At 57.4% G+C, this 20019-nt stretch carries 16 protein-coding genes; 2 read left to right on the forward strand and 14 right to left on the reverse strand.

Translation table 11 applies throughout. The features are described from left to right. Window positions 1-110: 110 nt before the first annotated feature. Window positions 111-893, reverse strand: coding sequence for a tryptophan 2,3-dioxygenase (locus tag LRR79_RS06640; RefSeq protein WP_231759585.1), 783 nt, complete (start codon window positions 891-893; stop codon window positions 111-113). Window positions 894-1201: 308 nt separating this feature from the next. Between LRR79_RS06640 and LRR79_RS06645 the strand changes: the two genes are divergently transcribed. Beyond that, the gene (locus tag LRR79_RS06645; protein ID WP_231759586.1) at window positions 1202-1993 is read left to right on the forward strand and encodes an enoyl-CoA hydratase; all 792 of its coding nucleotides are present in this window, start codon (window positions 1202-1204) and stop codon (window positions 1991-1993) included. Between the two features lie 379 nt (window positions 1994-2372). Continuing rightward, on the forward strand, window positions 2373-4313 hold the full coding sequence (locus tag LRR79_RS06650; protein WP_231759587.1) for a sensor domain-containing diguanylate cyclase: 1941 nt from the start codon (window positions 2373-2375) through the stop codon (window positions 4311-4313). Here the strand turns inward: LRR79_RS06650 and glpQ are convergent. The 13 genes from glpQ to LRR79_RS06715 all read right to left on the reverse strand — a co-directional run bounded on the left by glpQ (window position 4310) and on the right by LRR79_RS06715 (window position 19930). Then, the gene (glpQ, locus tag LRR79_RS06655; RefSeq protein WP_231759588.1) at window positions 4310-5377 is read right to left on the reverse strand and encodes a glycerophosphodiester phosphodiesterase; all 1068 of its coding nucleotides are present in this window, start codon (window positions 5375-5377) and stop codon (window positions 4310-4312) included. The two genes, LRR79_RS06650 and glpQ, sit on opposite strands and share 4 nt — an antisense overlap. Window positions 5378-5545: 168 nt before the next feature. Beyond that, window positions 5546-6997 carry a M48 family metalloprotease gene (locus LRR79_RS06660; protein ID WP_231759589.1) on the reverse strand — a complete coding sequence of 484 codons (1452 nt, stop codon included), beginning with the start codon at window positions 6995-6997 and terminating at the stop codon, window positions 5546-5548. A gap of 53 nt (window positions 6998-7050) precedes the next feature. Continuing rightward, window positions 7051-7734, reverse strand: coding sequence for a hypothetical protein (locus LRR79_RS06665; protein WP_322790441.1), 684 nt, complete (start codon window positions 7732-7734; stop codon window positions 7051-7053). Window positions 7735-7820: 86 nt separating this feature from the next. Then, complete coding sequence (locus LRR79_RS06670; RefSeq protein ID WP_231759590.1) at window positions 7821-8477, reverse strand: hypothetical protein; 657 nt, start codon at window positions 8475-8477, stop codon at window positions 7821-7823. Window positions 8478-8550: 73 nt separating this feature from the next. After that, window positions 8551-9552, reverse strand: coding sequence for a vWA domain-containing protein (locus tag LRR79_RS06675; protein ID WP_231759591.1), 1002 nt, complete (start codon window positions 9550-9552; stop codon window positions 8551-8553). Next, the gene (locus LRR79_RS06680) at window positions 9549-10631 is read right to left on the reverse strand and encodes a vWA domain-containing protein (RefSeq protein ID WP_231759592.1); all 1083 of its coding nucleotides are present in this window, start codon (window positions 10629-10631) and stop codon (window positions 9549-9551) included. The genes LRR79_RS06675 and LRR79_RS06680 overlap by 4 nt, the downstream gene beginning before the upstream one ends. Then, entirely contained in the window at window positions 10621-11925 is a 1305-nt protein-coding gene (locus LRR79_RS06685) for a hypothetical protein (RefSeq protein WP_231759593.1), read from the reverse strand. The genes LRR79_RS06680 and LRR79_RS06685 overlap by 11 nt, the downstream gene beginning before the upstream one ends. A gap of 77 nt (window positions 11926-12002) precedes the next feature. Then, window positions 12003-12797: a MotA/TolQ/ExbB proton channel family protein gene (locus tag LRR79_RS06690; RefSeq protein ID WP_231759594.1), complete on the reverse strand. Its 795-nt coding sequence runs from the start codon at window positions 12795-12797 to the stop codon at window positions 12003-12005. A 97-nt stretch (window positions 12798-12894) separates the two neighbouring features. Next, a complete protein-coding gene (locus LRR79_RS06695) occupies window positions 12895-13260 on the reverse strand; it encodes a hypothetical protein (protein WP_231759595.1) in 366 nt (121 codons plus the stop codon). A gap of 10 nt (window positions 13261-13270) precedes the next feature. Beyond that, window positions 13271-15361, reverse strand: coding sequence for an SUMF1/EgtB/PvdO family nonheme iron enzyme (locus LRR79_RS06700; protein WP_231759596.1), 2091 nt, complete (start codon window positions 15359-15361; stop codon window positions 13271-13273). Between the two features lie 345 nt (window positions 15362-15706). Next, a complete protein-coding gene (locus LRR79_RS06705; RefSeq protein WP_231759597.1) occupies window positions 15707-17101 on the reverse strand; it encodes a tetratricopeptide repeat protein in 1395 nt (464 codons plus the stop codon). Between the two features lie 283 nt (window positions 17102-17384). Further along, window positions 17385-18581 carry a hypothetical protein gene (locus LRR79_RS06710; RefSeq protein ID WP_231759598.1) on the reverse strand — a complete coding sequence of 399 codons (1197 nt, stop codon included), beginning with the start codon at window positions 18579-18581 and terminating at the stop codon, window positions 17385-17387. A gap of 50 nt (window positions 18582-18631) precedes the next feature. Next, complete coding sequence (locus LRR79_RS06715; RefSeq protein WP_231759599.1) at window positions 18632-19930, reverse strand: hypothetical protein; 1299 nt, start codon at window positions 19928-19930, stop codon at window positions 18632-18634. Window positions 19931-20019 lie beyond the last annotated feature (89 nt).

Raw genomic sequence — 20019 nt, forward strand, 5'->3', positions numbered from 1 at the left:
GTGGGTCTTCGTCGAGAGCCCGGCTCTCACAGGATGGAAAAGCCAGCAACTGCTGGCTTTTTTTATGTCTGCGATTTCTTCCTCAGCGCTAGGGGCGCTGCCGGGACGCCTCAGAATTCCGCCCGAATCGCCCACAGGTCGGGAAAAACCGGTTTGAACAGGGTGCTCTGCAGGTAGCCTACACCGCTGGATCCACCGGTGCCCACCTTGCTGCCGATGGTGCGTTCCACCATTTTCACGTGCCGGTAGCGCCACTGCTGCAGGGAGGTGTCGATGTCGACCAGTGCCTCGCAGATCTCACTGACCAATGGGTCGTTTCGGTACACATCGATCAATACCTTCTGCACGGCACTAGAGGGCTCTGCCACCTGGCTGAAATCCCGGGTCAGCTCCGACTGCGGTATATCATGGCCTTCGTGGGCGAGGAACTGCAGGAAGGCGTCCCACAGGGTTGGGGCTTCCATGCGCTTTTGCAGACGTTGGTAGTGATCGGAGCCGGGCGGATAGTTGTCCAGTTTGCGTGCATCTTTGGCGCCAAAGAGGAATTCCAGTTCGCGAAACTGGTAGGACTGGAAGCCACTGGCGGTGGACAGGCGATCGCGGAAGGAGTTGAACTCCAGTGGAGTAAGGGTTTCCAGGATGTCGACCTGCTGAATCAGGGTACGATAGATCGCATCGACCCGTTTCAGGGTGTGCAGAGCGCGATTGCGCTCTCCCGCGTTGAACAGTCGCACCAGAAAGTCCAGTTCATGCAGTAGCTGTTTGAACCACAGTTCGTAGCTCTGGTGGATCACAATAAACAGAAGCTCGTCGTGTTCCGGGCCCTCGGAAAGTGGCTGCTGGCACTTCAGCAACTCGTCGACTTTGAGGTAAGAGCTGTATGTCACTGTCATGATCGAATCATTCCTCTCGGCGCACATGTCACCAACAGCCTGCTGTGAAGCAATAAAGGTAACGTTATCTGGCGTCTTGTAATTGTATTATTGCGCATTCGCGCGATTTATTGGTCACATTATAAGGTGGTAAGTGGTGAATGTGGAAAAATCCTATACGGCTCCTCGGCGGTCGTCCCGTCTGACCCTCGGGATTCGGAATCGGTAACCCAAACTGGTTGAAATGGACCTCGTGCCTGCTGACTTAGTGACTAAACTAGCGCTAACTGTCCTACCCCAATAACGAAGTCAGACTATCGGAGCCCCGTATGCCAAGCCCCTTACAGAGCCCCTGTGCCGAAATTGACGCCCAGTTGATTGATCGGGTGCTGGAGATCACCATCAACCGCCCGGCGCGTAAGAATGCGTTGACCCAGGCCATGTACTCGGCCATGGCGGAGCTGTTGAACGAGGCCGCGTCAAACCCCCAGGTGCGGGCCGTGATTCTCACCGGGGCCGGTGGTGCGTTTACCAGCGGTAACGATCTCGCCGATTTTCTCGGGGGCTCTGCCAGTAGTGAAGAATCTCCGGTATTCCAGTTTATGATGGCGCTGTATCAGTTTCCCAAGCCGGTCATCGCGGCGGTGAGCGGGGTGGCGGTGGGTATCGGTACCACACTGCTGCTGCACTGTGATCTGGCCATTGCCGAGGATGAGGCGGTGTTCCAGATGCCTTTTGTAAACCTCGGACTGTGCCCGGAATACGCTTCCAGTCTGATACTGCCGCGGATCATGGGGCAGTCGAAAGCCGCCGAACTTCTGCTGTTGGGGAACAAGTTTGACGCGCAAACCGCAGCCAGCGTGAATATCTGCAACGAAGTTGTGTTTTCCGGGGAGGCCCTGGGCCGCGCCAGAGCGTACGCGGCGGAGCTGGCGAAAAAAGCACCGGAAGCCGTGCGGCTGAGTAAAAAACTTTTACGCCAGGGCACGTATGAAGCGGGCCTGGCTGCGATTCGTGAAGAGGCGCGATATTTCCAGGAGCGGTTGCAATCAGAAGAGTTTCGCGAGGCGGCCACGGCTTTTATGGAAAAACGTCCGGCGGACTTTTCCCGTTTCGAGTGACTTCCCCGCCCGGTACCCGGTGCGGTGAAGGGAAAATGTCCCGTTACACAGATTTGGCATATTTAACCGGGCAATGCCTGAAAAAGGGTCGTCATTGGCGGCCTTTTTTTCGTTGCACGTCTTTCTGTGGAACATTTTGCTTCGTTTTAATCTCTTTGAAAAATTACAGTCTTTTGCTGCGTGGTTTTTGAGGTTTTGTTTCGAGGCGTGTGGCGGGAGTGAGCCGATCGTTGAGTGATTCTGACCCCGTGAGCCGGTAAACTTCCGAACCAGAACACGGCTTCCAGCGGTAATGGTCCAACCATTGCGCATGGCGCCGACATGTGATTTTTGCCCGGTTTAAAAATAATCTACGCCGGACACAATATTCAGGCGCTTCATGACAGCTCCACAAGTCCACACCGCGGCCTTTTCCCTACGCACCTGCCGATGGCCCCATTGGCAGTGGCGGTGTGCGCCGGCCCTCGTACTGATGCTGCTGATGGCCATGTGCGGTATTTCCGTACAGGCATCGACCGTCGTGGCGGTGGGGGCTGGAGAGGCGGGGGGGCAGCGTACCGGGCAGAGCGCCGTGTGGCATGATCCCAGTGGAGACGCTGGTTTGCAGGCAGCGATAACCGCGCTGCAGGCGGGGCAGTTCAAACCACTGGCGAGCGCCGGCTCCACGGGTCTGAAGAAGGGCAGCTACTGGTCCTTTTTTGAGCTGCACAATACCCGACAACAGCCGTTACCCTTGCGGCTCGAGTATGTCGACCATCAGTTGATCCGGTTGCGCGCGTATGTCCGCGATGCTGGTACCGGCGGAGAATTTCGGGAGATCGCAGATCAGGCTATGGGCGAGCCTTTCGCACGCCGCCCGGTCTTCCATAACCGGTTTGTGGTGCCCGTTACCCTGGATGCGGGAGCAATAACCGGATTTCTGGTGCGTTTCGACTCGGAAGAAGCTGGTTTCGTGTTCCCCTCCATGCGTATCTGGAGCCCGGACGCGTTGAGCAAGTCCCATACCGGAGAAACCGCCGTACTGGCTTTTCTGTTTGGTGGTATTGCGCTGATATCCCTGTTCTCGCTGATCGTGGGGGTAACCACCGGTGATTCCAGTTTCTTTGCCTATTTCGTTTACGGCATCTCCAAGATCATTGCCTGGGGCACGATTCTCGGCTTTACCCATCAGTATGTGGTGCAGAATCATTTCCACTGGAGCTATATGTCGGCAGCGGGTGCCCTCAGTATTTTCTGTGGTGTGGTTTTTGATCGCCTGTTTCTACAGACCCACAAGTACACGCCACGTCTCGACTATCTTCTGCTGCTGATGATGGTTAACGCTGGTGTGCTATTGGTGAGTGCGCTGCTTCAGCTCAAGCAGGTTGCGTTGATCAGTATTACCCTGGCACTGCTGTTCTATCCGCTCATGACGTTTGTCGCGCTGGTGCGCTGGCGACAGGGCTCCAGTGAAGCGGCAGTATTTGCCATCGGCTGGACGCTGTTGCTCACCGGGCTCTTTTACCAGGCCTTGCGAGATCTGGGGCTGGTGGAACACAACCTGCTGAACTATTACCTGCCGCCACTGAGCTCCTTTGTGGAAATGGTCACCATCATGGCGGCAATGGGAATCAAGCTGCGCCGGGTACGTTTGCAGGGGTTGGAATCTGAGCGTCAGTACCGCCGCCACCTGGAGCAATCCAAGGTGAAGCTGGAGGGCCTGGTGCGCGCTCGTACCGAAGAACTTGAGAAGGCCAAGCAGCAGGCGGAAATGGAGGCGCGTACGGATCCCCTGACGGGAATACGCAACCGCCGCAGTTTCCTGGCCGAGGCCGAGCTGTGCCTCAAGCGGGCCTACCGGAAAGGAGAGCCGGTCAGCTTGCTGATGTTCGATATTGACCACTTCAAATCCATCAATGACAACCACGGTCATGGGATCGGCGATGAAGCCCTGCGGCAGTTCAGCCACACCATTCAGGCGAAGATCCGCGAAACCGATGTGTTCGGTCGCCTCGGCGGGGAAGAGTTTGCGTTGTTGATTACCGAGACCAGGCCGGACGCCCTGCACACTGCAGAGCGGCTGCGGGACAATATCGCAGGTATCCGACTCCCCAGTGGGGAAGAGGAGGTACAGTTCACCTCGAGTATCGGCGTTGCCTGCGCCCATCAGACGCAAACTCTGGAACAGCTGATGCGTGAAGCGGATGAAGCGCTATACGCAGCCAAGCAGGGGGGGGCGCGACCAGGTGGTGGAATACGCACAATCCAACGCGGACGCGCATGCCGCGTTGTCCAGGGAAGAGCCGCAGCCGGCCTGATACCGATCCGCATGGACCACTAGTCGTTGTGCAGACTGCGCTTCTGGCGTAGCGCCCGCACCTTGTCCGGGTGATCGGTAAACAGCCCGTCGACCTTTACCTCTTCCAGATAAAAACGCGCGAAATCTTCGAAGCTGTCAAAGCGCTCGGGTACCTGTCCGGGGTCAGCACGAAAAGTAAACGGGTGCACTTTGAGGCCCAACCGCTGCGCCTCGGCTACCAGGGTGTTGACCTGGCCATCTTGACCCAGCAGCATCGGGTGCCACGGTCCAATACCCACTGCATAGGTAGATATTTTCTGCAGGCCTGTGGGGGTGCGCATCCAGTCGTAATCGTAATTGGTCCATCCGCCATCCTCCGGCAGCCGCTTTTCCTCCCATTCTGTTTCCGCGATCAGCTGTACCAGTGGCAGATCCATCTCCAGCGCCGGCATAAGCTCTGCATGTATGCGCTGTAACTCCTCCGCATCGAATGCCTGCAGGAACACCTTATTGTCGCGGCCCGTGTAGCCATAGTGTTTCAACGTCTTCAGTACTGCCCGGGAAATATCTTTCCCTTCGTGTAAGTGGAACCAGGGCTTCTTGATTTCCGGGTAAATCCCCACACCGTAGCCGAGTGACTGATTCAGCCCCTGAATCAGTTCCAGTTCTTCCTCAAAAGTGGCCAGTTCGAAACGGGACTTCCACAGCGGGAAGCGCTGCTTGTACTGTGGCAGTGGGTTCCCAAGTACGGAAACAAAGGGGCCGGTAACCTGCAGTTGCTTCAGTTCTTCAAGAGTGAAATCAATGGTATAGAAGTGGCCATCCTCACGGGCCCGTCCGGGGAACAGGTCGCGCACATTGGTGACATTATCGAGATAGATATCGTGCATCACGATCAGATGGTCATCTTTGCTCAGGACCAGATCCTGTTCGATATAGTCCGCGCGCATCGCGTAGGCCAGAGTTTTGGCTTCCAGGGTGTGCTCTGGTAAGTATCCGGAAGCCCCGCGGTGTGCGATGACAACAGGACTCCTGATCTCGCTGACGGATACCGTCGAAGCCAGGCAGAGCAGGGTGGTGATCAGCAGGGAGAAGGTGGGGCGCATGGCAGATTCAGGCGTGATAAATTTGCCCAAACATACCGCGAGTCGGGAGCCGGTAATATTAAAAAATGATGACAATGTGGGCGAGGCGGTCTGGTGAGGCGAACTCGCGGTCAAGCACACTCGGGTGCTTGACCGCTTGTCATAGGGATGGCGGCTGGTTGTGGCCGGCTACTGAACGATCTTGATCCACTCCCCGGGCTTGGGCTCGCCTCGCGGATAATAGCCATTTAACAGTCGAAGTTGTTCCTCGGCGTATTCACCAATTTCCATGTGTCGCGCCAGGGAAGAGAAGGTGGTTTTCTCGTTGGCCTGTACATAGCGCACCCGTTTGATATCGGGTTTTACAACATCGGTTTTCCGCAATGGACGGAAGCTGCGGATGCTGGTCAGAAACAGGTCGTCGTATGCGGCAACGGCTTTTTCATCATCGGTAGGCTTGGCAATCTTGCCTTCGAGTATGTATTGCCGGCTGCCGTAAAACAGTACCGCCACCCGGTCTGGTGATTCCGCATTGCGTTCGGGCAGCTTGCCCGTATGACCCTCAAGACGGTACTGCTGCAGTGCTTCGTCCTGCTCCAGGCTGCGCACGTCGTATACCCCGCGCAGTGCCATGTCAGCGGGCTGGTTTCCGTCACGTTTCGCCACTTTAATGGTGATACTGGCGGAATTATCCGGTGCCGTGCCCACGATCGCACTGCGCTGGTTCTCTACGTTCCAACCTTCCGGAAACAGTAGTGAGAAGCCGAGGCTCTGATGATTGAAGCGGTTTTTCTCGCTTTCCTGCGCATTCTGCCCGTATACGATTCCTTCGGTCTTCTCGCGATAATATTCCACCTTGGTAATTTTCTTGTCTTCCGGCAGCTCCCCGGCGGCCTCGACCACTTCTCGCAGGCGGATATCATTGCGGGGGTGTGAAGAAAATACACCGTGGTACGTCTGCTGTTTTTTACCCTCGACCCGCGCCCGTCGCCGGGCAAAGGTTTCCTGGTCTTTGAGCAGTGCGATGACGTTGATCATCGACTGCGGGTCGTAGCCCGCGTTGTACATGTACTGGGCGCCAAAGCGGTCTGCTTCGAGCTCCATATCGCGGCCGTAGCCTTTTACTGCGGCGGTGCTCCAGAGATTGGCGACATCGCCCACTACACCACTGCCGGTAACAAGCACTGACAGCACCGAAGCCACACCGGCGCCAGTGGCTGCGGTTTTCTGCCGTACCGCATGACGCGCGGTAATGTGCCCTATTTCATGGGCAAGTACCGCCGCCATTTCGGCTTCAGACTGAAGATAGGTCAGCAGCCCGCGGTTGATATACACATAGCCACCTGGCAGCGCAAAGGCATTGATATCCTGGCTGTCAATAATCGTGAAATGGTAGGTGAGCTCTGGACGATCACTGGCTTTGGCGATTTTCTGCCCCACGTGCTCGACGTAGGCATTCAGTATCGGATCGTTATATACCGGTGTACTGGCAGTCAGTTTTTCATGCATTTCGCGACCGATTCTGATTTCCTTTTCTTCCGACATCAGGACCAGGTCCGGTCGGTTAGTGGCCGGATTAAAGGCACAGCCCGCGGCAGTTGTGAGTAGAATGGCCGCCACGAATTTATTCAATGTGTGCATGAGGGGCTCCTGTTATATGTTCTCCGATCAGAATGAGTACCAGCCGTTTACCCTCAGCGGCTGGCAGATTGAGGGGGGAGTAAAAACTCTTTCAACTGTGCGGCCATGCCTTTACACGCGTTGTTCTGTACCCGGGCAATCAATGGAATGGGGACCACAATAGCCGGCATGTAGGAGGTACCCTGCGCATCGGCACTGATTTTTCCCGACAATTCCTGATCGCGGAAATCCCAAACTGATGCTTCGTAGTCGGATTCCTTGTCCCAGGTGCCGAATCCAAAACAGCCGGCCCCGGCGGTACCGATAGAGCAGCCAATAGAGCCTGCGCTGGAGGTGGTTTCCGTGGAGCCGTCAATCCATACGATGTATTTCACTCCGTACTGCTCCATGCGGCTGCGTACGTCCGGAATATCCATCAGTCTGCTCAGCGACTTGATATGCATGGGCGCTTTACGGGGCTCAAACCAGGGGTAGAGTGCATCTACGAACTGCTGCTCCGGAATCACGGTGACGCCGGACTCCGGATTGTGCAGCGTATCCCCCACACAGTTGATCAGATCCGGCTCGGTTTCGTAGTCACTGGAGTGCCGGCGACCGAGAATGACGACGGAATCGCCCACGGCCAGTTCGCCGGTGCTACGCCGGTACTCGTCAATAACCACCGTGGTGCAGCCTCCGCTGGTAAGCGCTAGGGCGGACAGTGCCAGGGTGGTGACTAATGCGCTCAGCTTTTTCACCGAACTTTCCTCCTTGAGTGGCGCGCTCTGATATGTGGCGCCAGATCCCTTAATCCATTCAGCCGAATGTGTTCGGCACAGTGTCTTTACTCGTCTTCCGTCGAGGTTTTCATGGTCAGTGCACGCTGCTTGTTGGCGATAAATGCCTGTAACTCCGGCACCTGATCGAAGCCTGTGTACAGGGTGGCTCCGGCATCCCGCAACGCGACATTGATCGCCTGAGCCAGCGCGGCCTCCTGTGACTTCAGGAAAGCGGTGGGTGTCTTGCCATAGGCGGTGATTACCCACTCCGCCACAGAGTCACCGCGCTGGTTATACGCGTGCATGTCGTATTTGATCCATACCTCGAATATGTTGACGCGGGTTTCCCGTGGCATGGTAAATTGCAGCTCGCGAACTTCGGGAACGATGACAAGATCAAGGCCCCGGGGCAGATTGCTGGGGTACTGTGCGAGGCTGATGGTTTCGCGGAACATGGAGCCGAGAACCGTTTCGAACAGGTTTTTCTGCGCCCGCCCGGTGTTGATATTCCACTCTTCCCGATCGTCTCGGTTTTCGCTGTAAGTGAACTGGCGGAAGTCGTCACTCAGGTAGACTCCCACCGTGAGAGGGTGCTGGTTTCCTACGGGCGTTGGAAACTCGCCGTCGACCGATACCGTATGTGCACAGGCGGTGAGCAGGGCGACAGCGGTCAGTGCGCCTAGCTTTCCCAGTGTTCTGAATCCCTTTCTCCAGATGCTCATGTTGTGCTCCCGGGCTATCCGTGCCCATCATTAAATCTTAATTTCAGAGTGACCGCTGGTTGTCGTGGATCGACTAGCGAAAGTCATTCAAGCCGACAAAGGTGCCACCATTGCGGTAGGTCAGTTCACGCATTAATGCGGCAAAGCGCAGGCCGGTGGTCTGCAGGTGCAGCGGGCGCGAGAACTGGATCGGGAAACCAATGGCATGGATGCGGACCATCCGCTCATTCTCCCCGCGCTGTGCATTTACCCGGTCCACGGCCATCATCACATTACGAATAGACTTTCCGGTGAATTCATCACCCAGTACATAGATACTGATTTTCTTGTTGGGATCGTAGAAGGTGCGCACGGCCTTCTGGATACCCTCGACCGGGCTGGAGTTACTGAATGGATTCCAGGAGCGCAGGCGGTCAAGCACCGCCTTGCGGCGCCCGGGAGTATCCGGAATCCAGCGATTCCGGTAGTTGGAGAACATATAGTCCCCCATATCGTTCATCACCTGAATACCCTTCACATTGGGGTACAGGTTCAGTGTGTTTACCATCTCATCGATCATTCGGTCCCAACCGTAGTTGAACATACTGCCCGAGGTATCGATGATGAACAGAATGTATTCGCTATCGACAGGAATACCACCAATCACATTATTTTTGCGCTGATAGTTTTCACCGAGCAGGCGTTTCATCTCATCGGTCATGCTTTGTAGGGCAATAGTCAATTCGCCCTTCAGCTTTCCTTCTTCTGTTTCACCTTCGGTCTTGCGGGCATACATGGCCTGCAGGGTTTCCAGTTCACCTTTCAATTTGGCGATGCGCTTGGTTTCGATGTCCAGCTGTTCCTTCTTGGCATTCAGGTCGCGGTTCAGAATGGTGGTCTCCCCCCGAATTTCCGCTAGCTGCTCCTGTAATTCCTGTACCTGGCCATCGAGGTCCAGCTCGGCTTCTTCGAGTACGATGGGTTCCACGGTTTTGGCGATCATCAGCAGTAAAACGATGGCGCCGAAGCCACAGCAGATCACATCGAGAAATGAAATGCTGAATTCTTCCTGTTGCCGTTTGGTTCGTTTGCTCATGGCCAGTCCTTAGAGGGTGCGAGGAAAGAGCCCTGAGTCTCCATGGCCAGCTTCCAGAATTCACTGGCGGCAAAGGGATCGCCTTCCATGGGAGCCAGGACGACATTCACCGGGATGCTTTTCGGTAATGCGTCAACCGCTTTGCGGAATAACTTGATCCGCTCTTTCCCGGAAACAGTGTTACCGCGGGGCGCCTTCATTCCCTGCGTGGGCAGACCGTCAGTAATCAGAATGATGTTGTCCGGGAGCGGAGACATACTGTTCACCGCGTTAAAGATCCGTTCGAGGCTGGTGCCGTTTTCTGGCACCACCTTATCCAGAGCCTTGATGGCTACGTCCATCTGGTCGCGGTCATCCACATTCAACCAGCGGTCTTCGGTTCCGACAATCGCCGCCTGAAAACCCGTGTTGAAAGTGTAGATCTGGTATTGGCTGTCCTGTGGAAACTGGGATACCAGCCAGCTCACGGTCTGCTTGGCGCGGCGCCACTTCTCGGTGTCCCGTTTTACCGAATCGGACATGTTGCGCGTCCGTATGACCTTGATAAGTTCGTCACCCAGCATACTGGCGGAGGCGTCCAGTAGGATCAGAATGCGATCGCCGCCGAGGCGCAGGCCGGTGAGGTACTGTCGGTCGCCATCGCCAACGAACTTGCGCACATTATTGCCAAGTTTGCGATTTTCCTCTTCGAGCTGCTTTTTCGCCTGCTCCAGCTTTTTGAGTTTCTCCTGCAGGCGCGCAATATCCATTTCATCGGTACTGCTGTCGACCTCCGCGATATTGCCTTTGACTTCCTCGATCTGCTCCATGATCCGTCGGGCCAGGCCCTGGGCAGTAGCAAGCTCGTCACTGGTGGTGTCCAGAGTATTTCGCGCGAGCACCATATGTTCGCGTCCGAACTGCACTTCTTCTTCTAGCAGGTTGACCTCTGCTTTAAGGTCAAGATTCTCCGCCTCGATGTCGTGATCGGAACCGTGCTTGATGATCAGAAATATCAATGCCACGGCACCGAACCCGCAGGACATGATGTCCAGGAAGGAGAGGCTGAAGGTGTTAAACCGCCGGTTTTTACGCGCCATATTGATCCACACTGATCGCTGTGATTACGCCGTCGAAATCTGCTACGCCGATACGGTCGCCAGCGGACAGGTTCACCGGGGCGGAAATGGTCTCGCCGTTCAACATCAGTTCGGCGCCGGCGTCCACACGCAAGGCCAGCCGGCCGGCGTGATTGGTGACGGTAGCGGCGGGATGCGTGGGCGGAGTTGGCGTGATATCAAGCTTGCCGTTTACCCAGCTCACAAACAGAGGCTGATGTGCAGCCAGTGCCCGATGGCCATGCAGCAAATGTGTGGCGCCCGCTTCTGCAGCAGCGTTCACCTGCACCGCCACTTCTGTGGCTGGTGCCGCGTTGAGGTTAGTGATCAGGCGCAGGTTACCGGTGTCGCTGTGGATTTCCTGCCAGTGTTTTTCCACCGCTTGCGCGACGGCGTTGTGTGGCAGCAGATGGATGCGCTCCGCCAATTGTGCGCCGCCGGGAATTTCGGCCCAGCGGTGGGATACAAATACCACGCTGTTGGCGTCGCTCAGGTTGTCGATCATGGCGCGCACCCGCGAGAGAATGGGCGTGCTGGCGTCCTGCAGCTGACGCAGGCTCACCTTGGCGGTGCGGTCGTCGAGCTCGGCCATAACCTCACCCTGGCGCATGGCGCGGGCAATCCACTGTGGCAGCAGGTCGTAGAGCTGCTGTTCCGCTTCGGCAGAGTGGAAGGGATCGAACCGGCACTGCATGATGAAAGCGTCGGTAAAGATGCGTGCCCAGGCCTCCTGGAAATGCTGCAGGCCGGCGTCGGTTACGGTCTCTGCAATATCCAGCTCGGTCTGCTCGTGGACTGCGATGCGGCTGACCAGGGTCTGGTGCCGGTGCAATTCAACGTGGAGGTGTACGCCGCGGGGAGCGCAACTGCTGAGGCAGGCACTGGCGCTGTCGACCAAGGCAACCGCATTGAATGGACTCTCTTTGACCACGCCCAGCAACAGGGCCAGTTGCTCGCGGGTGAAGTTACCGGGCACGGCAAGTGCCACTTCATCCGGCAGGTCACACAGGCCCGCAATTTCCTTCAGCTGGCAGAAGGCCAGATCTGCATGGTGGCGGCAGCCGGGGTTATCGGATTTTACCGATTCCAGGCTGAGACGTCGCCAGAACTGGTGGTTGACCTGGGTGGGATGACTGCGGGCGCGCATCAATGCCGCAGTGCCGGTGACGATTTCCCGGTTGTTGATGATGGCCACGCCAGGACTTTCGATTATTTCGTTGGTGCCGTCGAATACGCGCAGTCCGCAATCGTTGATTTCCAGTACACCTTTACTCATGGTCTTTCCTGTATCGTTCGAGGGTAATCATCCTGGTTACCCGGTGTTTCCGGGGCGTCTGTTGGTTTCGGTGGTGCTCAACTTACCTTGAGGAAACGCAGCAGTTTGTTATCGCAGTAATTTTGTGTGTCCAGTACAAGGCGCTCTTGCATCAGCTGCAGCTGGTGGGTGAAAAACATGATGACGATACTGATCACCAGGGCCACAAACGTGGAGTTGAACGCGACACCCAGGCTCACGGTCACTCCCGCAATATCGCCTTCTACCGCCCGATGGGCCTGAGCCAGAGCCTCGCCGATACCACGCACGGTGCCGATAAAGCCGATAGACGGGATAGCCCAGGTGATATAGCGGACCATGGCCAGCTCACTGTCGAGTCGATCGCCTTCGGTTTCACACACCTCTTTGACCGAGTTGGATACTGCTGCGACATTGCGCGTCGATCCGAACCTCTGCAGGGCGGTGAGTAGCGCACGGGGCAGCAGGAAATTGCGTTCATCTTCCGGCAGGGCCTGAATGGGACGGGATAGATCACGGGCGTCTTCAGGCAGTATCGGCGTCCCTTCACTGACATTGAGCAGTGCCTGGTCCAGCAATTTGCGCTCGCGCATGGAGCGGTGTGCTTTCAGCCCCATGATCGCCATGGCCCACAGCATCAGGACAAAACAGGCTTCCTGTTCATAGTCGCGCATGACGATGTACAGGGATCGCTGCTGCGCGTAGGTTTCACCGGCTTCTTCCCGCGCCATCTGTTCCTGGATCAGTGCGTCCGCATTGGGGCGGATGATGGCCACGTAAATGGCGTGTACCAGAATGATGGCGCCGAGAAGGGCGAACAGCTGGAACATAAAATCGGAAGATTTGAATTTCATGGGGTTTCCCGCTTATTTGTGGGCCATTCCATTGGCATCCGGCCCGGTATTACTATTGGCTGTGTGCGAGCGTGTGCTCCGGTATCTCGGGATACCGTTAAATATCTACTGGATACGAGACGGAAAGATCTTCGGAAATTTCCTCCGTCGCCTCGTAGCTGTCGGCTCTCCGGGCACTTTGTGCTTTGATGCTGGGTTGCGTTTTTTTCGCCGGAGTTTTTACTTCCTGCTTCACCGCTACCGGCGTGGTGTTTTCCGTTGCCTGTTCTGATTTGTCTGACTGTGCCTGCGGCTTGCTGTCTTCACTGGAGGACTGCGCCTGCAAGCCCAGTGGCTGTACGCAGAGCGCAACCGCCAGGGTGAGAGCCAGTGTGACCACAACAAAGCGTCGGCTGAACAGGGGGGCTGCCGGTAGTGTTCGTGCCTTTGTCGTTTGATCGCGTGATGATTGGTGCCGTTGCATCTGTTGTTCCTCAATTCACCCAGCGGGCGATACGGAAGCCGATATCGTTCCGCGCCTCAGCGCCATAGTCCCGGTAAGAGAGCCGTAACTCGGTCAGTCCCGCGTGTTTCCAGCTGGAGCCGCGCACCACGTGGTAATCCCCTTCCTGCGGACCCACCGGATTTTCTTCCCGTTTGAGCGACAGTCCGGTACCAATGGTGTAAAGGTCGTGAATCCACTCGGAAACATTGCCGCCCATGTCGTAAAGACCAAGGTGGTTGGCCGGGAAACTGGCGACGGGGGCTGTGGCAGCGTAGCGGTCGTTGTACGTGCGCAGTACCGCGGGAACGATTTGTCCGGCACTGCTATCGGCGTAGTTGCCGGAATTTTTCCCTACCGGCAGTGAGTCCCCCCAGGGAAACTTACGCATTGCGCCCCGCTCATAGCGCGATGCCCAGGCCCACTCCGCTTCGGTGGGCATGCGGTAGCCATTGGCGCTCGCGTCGAAACCCACTACGCGACCACGCTCGGCACGATAGACCTCTTTAAGTCCATCGCGAGCACTCAGCCAGTTACAGAAAAGTGCGGCGTCGTTCCAGCTGATATTCACCACCGGCAGGCTGTCGTTGTCCAGGCTGACGCCACTGGCGTGACTGGAGCTGTGCATGCGCTGGTAGCGACGATATTCGCGATTGGTCACCTCGGTACTGCCGATATAGAACGGGCGGTTCAGAGAAATCTTGCGCAGAACTTCGTTGGCGCGGCGGCCCTGCTCGCGGCGGGAGGACCCCATGGTAAATTCTGCGTCCGGACGCATCAGCAGCATTTTTCCGCCAGCGCCGTGAGTAATTTCTGCGGGGACATTGCTCCAGCGTGCCTGCTCGCCGGTCAGCAGTACCGCCCTTACGGACTGTTTCAACTTGCTGGAGGGGACGATGGTGGTCTGGTAATCCTCATAGCCGGCCTTGCGCACCACAATGCTGTGGCTTCGGGTGGGCAGGGTGAAGGTCTGCCCCGCTGTACCTGCCAGCTTGCCATCGATAAATACCTGGGCATCGGCTGGGCTGCTGGTGATGGCGACTTTGCCAAATACCGGTACCAGCTCCACGTTCATGTCCCGCAGATCCCCGGCGCGGACATCCACGGCGCGCTCGACGGTGCTATAGCCATCCATAAAGAACCGCAGCTGGTGGCGGCTGTTGGATGCCAGTTCCAGATCCATCGGCGTCTGGCCACGGTATTCGCCATCCACCGTGACGCTGGCGCCCGGTGGGTTGCTGACGACGCGCAGCGTGCCATCGGCCGCGGCAAGGTCCACAGTCTGCAGGGTCTGATCGACACCGGCGGTCACCGGTACCGGAACCTGTACGGTTTTGTGTTGGGGCAAGGAGATATCCACGAGACGATCTCCCTGTACCAGCTCGGCGGTCAGCGGAGTGGTTCCGAGCACCTTTCCTTCCACGCTGACGGTAGCGCCTGCGGGGTTACTGGTGATGTGCACATTGGCCCAGGCCGGGCGCAGGCTGGCATTGAGGGTTTGCGTATTGTCGAGGCCCTCGATTTCAACTTCCTTGCTGAAGGGGAGGTATCGCTCGGTGAGTACGGTAATGCGCTTGCGGCCTGCGGGGATGTCCGCGGCCAGGCCGTTGTCACTATCCACCTCGGCACCATTGACCAGAATGCGCACCGGTACATTGGGCTCGGTAACCACCTGCAGATGTCCGGGCAGGCGCTGTAGCGTTACTGCGTGACGGCTGTTGCGATCGCTGCTGACTTCTACCTCGCCGCTTTGCGAGACATACCCGGTGGCACTGATGGTGTAGTTGTAGTGACCGGGCAATACCAGATGGCCGTCACCCAGAGGCAATGCCAGGCCACTGACGGTAACCTTTGCATCCCCTGGCTGGGTTTCAAATATCAGGGAGCGGGCCACCAGCAGGTATACCAGCATCAGTGCGCCAATCAGCAGGCAGCTGACAACCGCGATCGCCTTGGGGGATAGCAGCAGTTTTCTACCGCCAGAAGAAACCGGAGCGGGGGTGAAGCCGATTGGCTGAATGACGGATACTTCTTCTTTGGCCGGCTCGCTGTCGCGTGCGGGTACCGCTTCTTTGGCTGTCATTAGTGATTCCCTGTTACTGCGCACTTATTGATTTTCCGTCGCGGCGATCATCGTTATATCCGCCTTCGGCTCAGCGGGATCATCCTTGGTGGTGAGATACAGAGCCGCGCATTTCAGCTTAGTCTGCTCTCGCCATTGCGGCCTGAGTCACTGGATGATTGGCGTAGCTTTCTCTGTTTTGGCGATACTGAGGCGACAATTTTGTCCACGCCATCCTGTTGCTAAAAGGCGCTGAAATTGACGACTGATACGTGATTGAGTATCGCGAGAGAAGCCGGCGGATCGGTTGCACAACGTGAAAAACCTGTGCATTTGGATCCGATCGCCGGGGCAGGGTTTCGGGTTTCAGGAATTATTGGCGCTGTTGATCTTCTCGGCGCACTGAATGGTAACCACGGGGGACTCTGACTGCGGCTGGACGACGAATTCCCGGCGTACATCCCGGTACCCCTGACGGGTTCCCACGGCGGTGTAACGACCGGGCTTCAGGGCGATCTGGCGCTGTGAGAAGTTGCCCAGTTTGCCCACGTGATAGATAGTGACCTGAGTGCTTGCATCCGACTGTAGCACCACGGTTACTGGAATCAGCGCCTGGGTCAGGGCCGTTTCCAGAGCCTCTACCTGTCCATTGAGTCGCGGTGTGTCTACCTTGAGCGCGCGGGCATCGGCGAGGACTTTGCGTGCGTATTGGTTGCGCTTGGCCTGACTCAGCTTGAGGGGATCCTGCAGCAGTTCCTGCAGCTGGTCGTCGAGCTTGGCACGGGCCTCGCTGCGTGCCTTTCCTGTGACCGCTTCAACCAGACTGCTGTCGACCTCGAGAAGCGCCGAATATTGCTCGGCGGCCTTGTACCAGCGTTCTTCACGTTCATTTTCTGATGCGCTGGCAAACAGCCGGTCTATACGCCCTTGCGCGACCCCATTGGCAGCCTGGCGCAGGCCGGCGTCCGGGTCGGTGGCATTGGGCTTGAGTTTTTTCGCCGTGTTGAAGTGGGATCTGGCTTTCTCGAAATTCCCGTTGCCGATCGCGGTGTAACCGGCAGACATGGCCTCGCTGTAGTCCCGCTCCCGAATGGCCGCTTTGACCTCGGGGAGTAGCGCTTTGGCCGGGGCTGTATCCGCGTCCAGCGCCAGGGCTTTTTCGAGCTCCGCTTTGGCGGTATCCAGCCTGTTTTCGGTAAAGGCCTCTTGGCCTGCGGTAAAGCGCGGCCAGACTTCTGGCAGCTTTTGTGCCCGGGCTTTTCCCTTGACACCCCGTGGGTGATCGTCAGAAATGGTCAGTACCAGATCAAAGGCCCTGGTTGCCGCCTCCTGATCCCCCGTATCCAATGCTTTATGGCCTTCGGCCAGATGCTGCTCGATCCGTTGAGGAATGCTGTCGCGCAGCGCCTGCATTCCTGCCAGCGCTTCCCGGTATTGCTCAAGCGCCTGCATAAAGCGGCGTTGGCGATAGATTCCATCAGCGCCTTCTGCAAGGGTGCGCGCCGCAAAGTACTCTTCCGCCGCCCAGGTTTCTACCCGGCGCTCCAGCAATTCCTCCTGCAACTGCAGAATATCTTGCAGTACTTTTTGCACGTCGCGGCGCTGTTGCATGATCTCCGCCTCGGTATAGGGAGATTCCTGCAGTTTGGGTTCGGCCTTGGAGCTGGTATCGGCGCTGCTGTTACTGGCAATCACCGGTGGCGCAGGGGGCTCCACTAATTGTGGCAGCACCCAGAAGACGCCGATCAGCGCGCTGAACATCCCGGCTCCGAGAGCCAGGGGAAGCCAGCTTGTCCGGTTCCTATTGCCGTTCGTTGTGGACGACCCTGAGCGTTTGCTGTTTGAGTCGGCATCACCGGCACCGGCCGAATCACCAAATGAGAAGTCGGCGGGGCGAATGAACGATGGATCTTTGGGGTCTGAATCGCGGTGTTGCATGGTAATTCCGCTGTAGTCGTCGTTATTTTCCGGAGGCCGATACCGGAAACGGTTTCCGGTATCGGCCTTCCCTGAGTCCCTTGTGACCTGCTGTGTTCCTGGCGTGTCAGATATCCTGCAGGCCGCCGGTTTCTGCCTGGTAGATCTCTTTCAGCAGCTCACGCCATTGCTGGTACTGGTTTTCCACCGAGCCGGATAGGGTAACGGTGCGGTCTTCCAGTTCCACAATTTGTGGCTCCACTTCCGCTTCGATGGAATCTCCCAGTTCCTGCAACGCCTCGATGTGCATCTTGGCTTCCGAGCGGCGGTCGAAACCGCTTTTTACCAGGTAACCGCCACCGGCAACCGCAACATTGGCAGCCTGTCGCGCAGCGCCGCCGCCGGCACCGGCGGTGGCGATACCACCGACGATGGCGGCCACACCCATAATGGTGTTGTTGCGGGCTTTCCGTTTCATTTCACGCATCTGCTTTACTTCTTCGTAGCTCATGGCGCGCCACTCCTGATAGGGCGTTTCCATGGTTTTGACGAAGGTGTCGTAATAGCCCTGCAGGGTGTCCACAAACAGATAGTCCCGCTCGCGGATCTGACGCACCCGCATCAACATGGGATCGTTGTCGGCGGGCAGAGAGGTCAGCTGATAAAGTCCCTCTTGGTCCTGAACCAGATAGCGATCGAAAGCATTGGGTGCAAAGCTTCGCGCAAACTTGATTTCCGAAATGGTCCGCAGCTCAGCGATATATTGATCCGACAGGCGCTGGCGATACATCAACATGTCATTGGAAACACGATTGTAAATACCCTGAAAGGCATCGCCTTCTGTGGGGTGTTTACGATCATAGGCATAATGAGAAGCCTGTTCGGTGTACTCCTTGGTAAACCACAGCTGCCCACGGGAGTCGCGCACGGTCACCGAGACCGTAAGTGTCTCCCCGTCAGACTGTAAAATGGTGCCGGTTACCGTCACGTCGATATTGGTGCGCTCACTGGGAATAACCCGTACAGCGCCCCAGCCCTGGCTGGATTGCAATGCGTCGGCCAGGGTGACCGCGATGTAGCGGGATTCCGCCCGTCGCAGCTCCGGGAAGACGAGCTCGTCTTCATCCAGTTCTTCCTCCTGATCGAGACCGGCATTGAATTGCACAATGCCCACGTCCAGCAGGCGGTTTTCCGCGATGGTCTGATCTTCCACGGTGAGTGGTGTGTAGGCTGTCGTGCGCACTTCGGTGGTGGTACAGCCGGCAATGATCAACAGACCGGTTGCCAGGCTGGCCAGGGCGCTGCGTGCATGTGTAAAAAACATGTCTGTACTCTCTCCCTAGTGTCCCTATATTCCCTGATGGATATTCATCGCTATTTCTGTGACTTTTTATATTTGCGGTACTCTTCCCAGAGTCTTTCGCGCAGTTCCGGGTCGGATTCGCGCATGGCCGCCTCTCGAATCTGACGGGCTACGACATCATCGTCGTCACCGGTAGGTACATCGGCGGGGACGACGGTGGCGCTACCGGTATGGTCGAACTCACCTTTGCGGCCTCTGGTGGGCAGGCCGGGCCCGGTTGCCTGACCACTGGAATTACTCTGCTCGGGCCCCGCGCCACCTTCACTCTGGCCACCGGGTGGCGGCGCAGGCAGTTCTGCCTCGGCAGACTGAATCAGGTCTTCCAGAGATTCTCCGGGCGGAACCTCCTCTTCCATGGCCTCCTGCTCTTCGGCAGAGGCGGGGCGGTTACGCACGTACTCCCGTTCGCGCAGGATCATGCCGTCATAACTTGCCATGGTGGATTCGAACTGACCTTCCAGCTCAGCCACGCGCTCGGCGCTACTCGTGGGGGCTTCATTGGGGGCGCTGCTGCCTCCCGCGGGGCCGGCTGCACTGGCGGTTGCACTGGGTGGCTGACCACCGCTCTGGCCTCCATTTTGCTGGCCGCCGCTCTGGCTTGCGCTCTGTGCAGAGGCGGGTGCACTACTGGAAGCACTAGCGCTGGATGAGGACGCACTGGACGAGGCGCTGGAAGAAGAACTTGACGAGGCGCTGCTTGAAGCGCTGCTCGCGGTGTTCTGCTCTTCAGAGAAGTCGATTTCATCCGGCGGTTCGCCTTCGCTGTTTGACGAAGGGTCCGGAGGCATGCGGGATTCATCCGGCCGGCGGTCAGAGTCGCTGTACACCGGGGTGGACGGATTACCACTGTTTGTCGGGTCTGTTTCACCGCTATTCGTCGAGCGGGACCGACGCTGCGACTCCTGCCCCTCATCGGATGCGCTGCTCGCCTGCTTACTGGAGCGATCACTGGACTCGATGCTGGGGAAGGAGGTATTCGGTTGAGCCTGGCTGCTCGACGTCGACGTACTTGGACTGCTGCGGCTGCTGCTTGGTGAGCTCGGCGACGGCATACTGCTGGCCGTCGATGGGCTCGACGAAGAGGACTGGCTGCTCGATGAACTGGAAGACTGGGACTGTGATTGCGAGGAGCTGGAAGAGCTCGACTGCGATTGTTGCGGTTGTGCGGGAGGCTGCTGCTGTGTCTGTTGGTTTTTACAGCCACTGATCACCGTGGCAAGCACCACCACGGAAGCGAGCGCTTTCCAGTTTACTCGGGACAATTCTTCGGCTGCCGGATTAAAACGGCGCGCAAACTTCCGTAACGTCATTGGCTATCTCCTGATGCGTTCACGGGCCGCAACGTATTCGTTGTGGCCCGCTTGTTCCATGTCTGTTCGACAGTTTTCCCTGGGTGAGG

Origin of the sequence: Microbulbifer elongatus (genome assembly GCF_021165935.1) — a bacterium.
Taxonomy (GTDB): Bacteria; Pseudomonadota; Gammaproteobacteria; order Pseudomonadales; family Cellvibrionaceae; genus Microbulbifer; species Microbulbifer elongatus.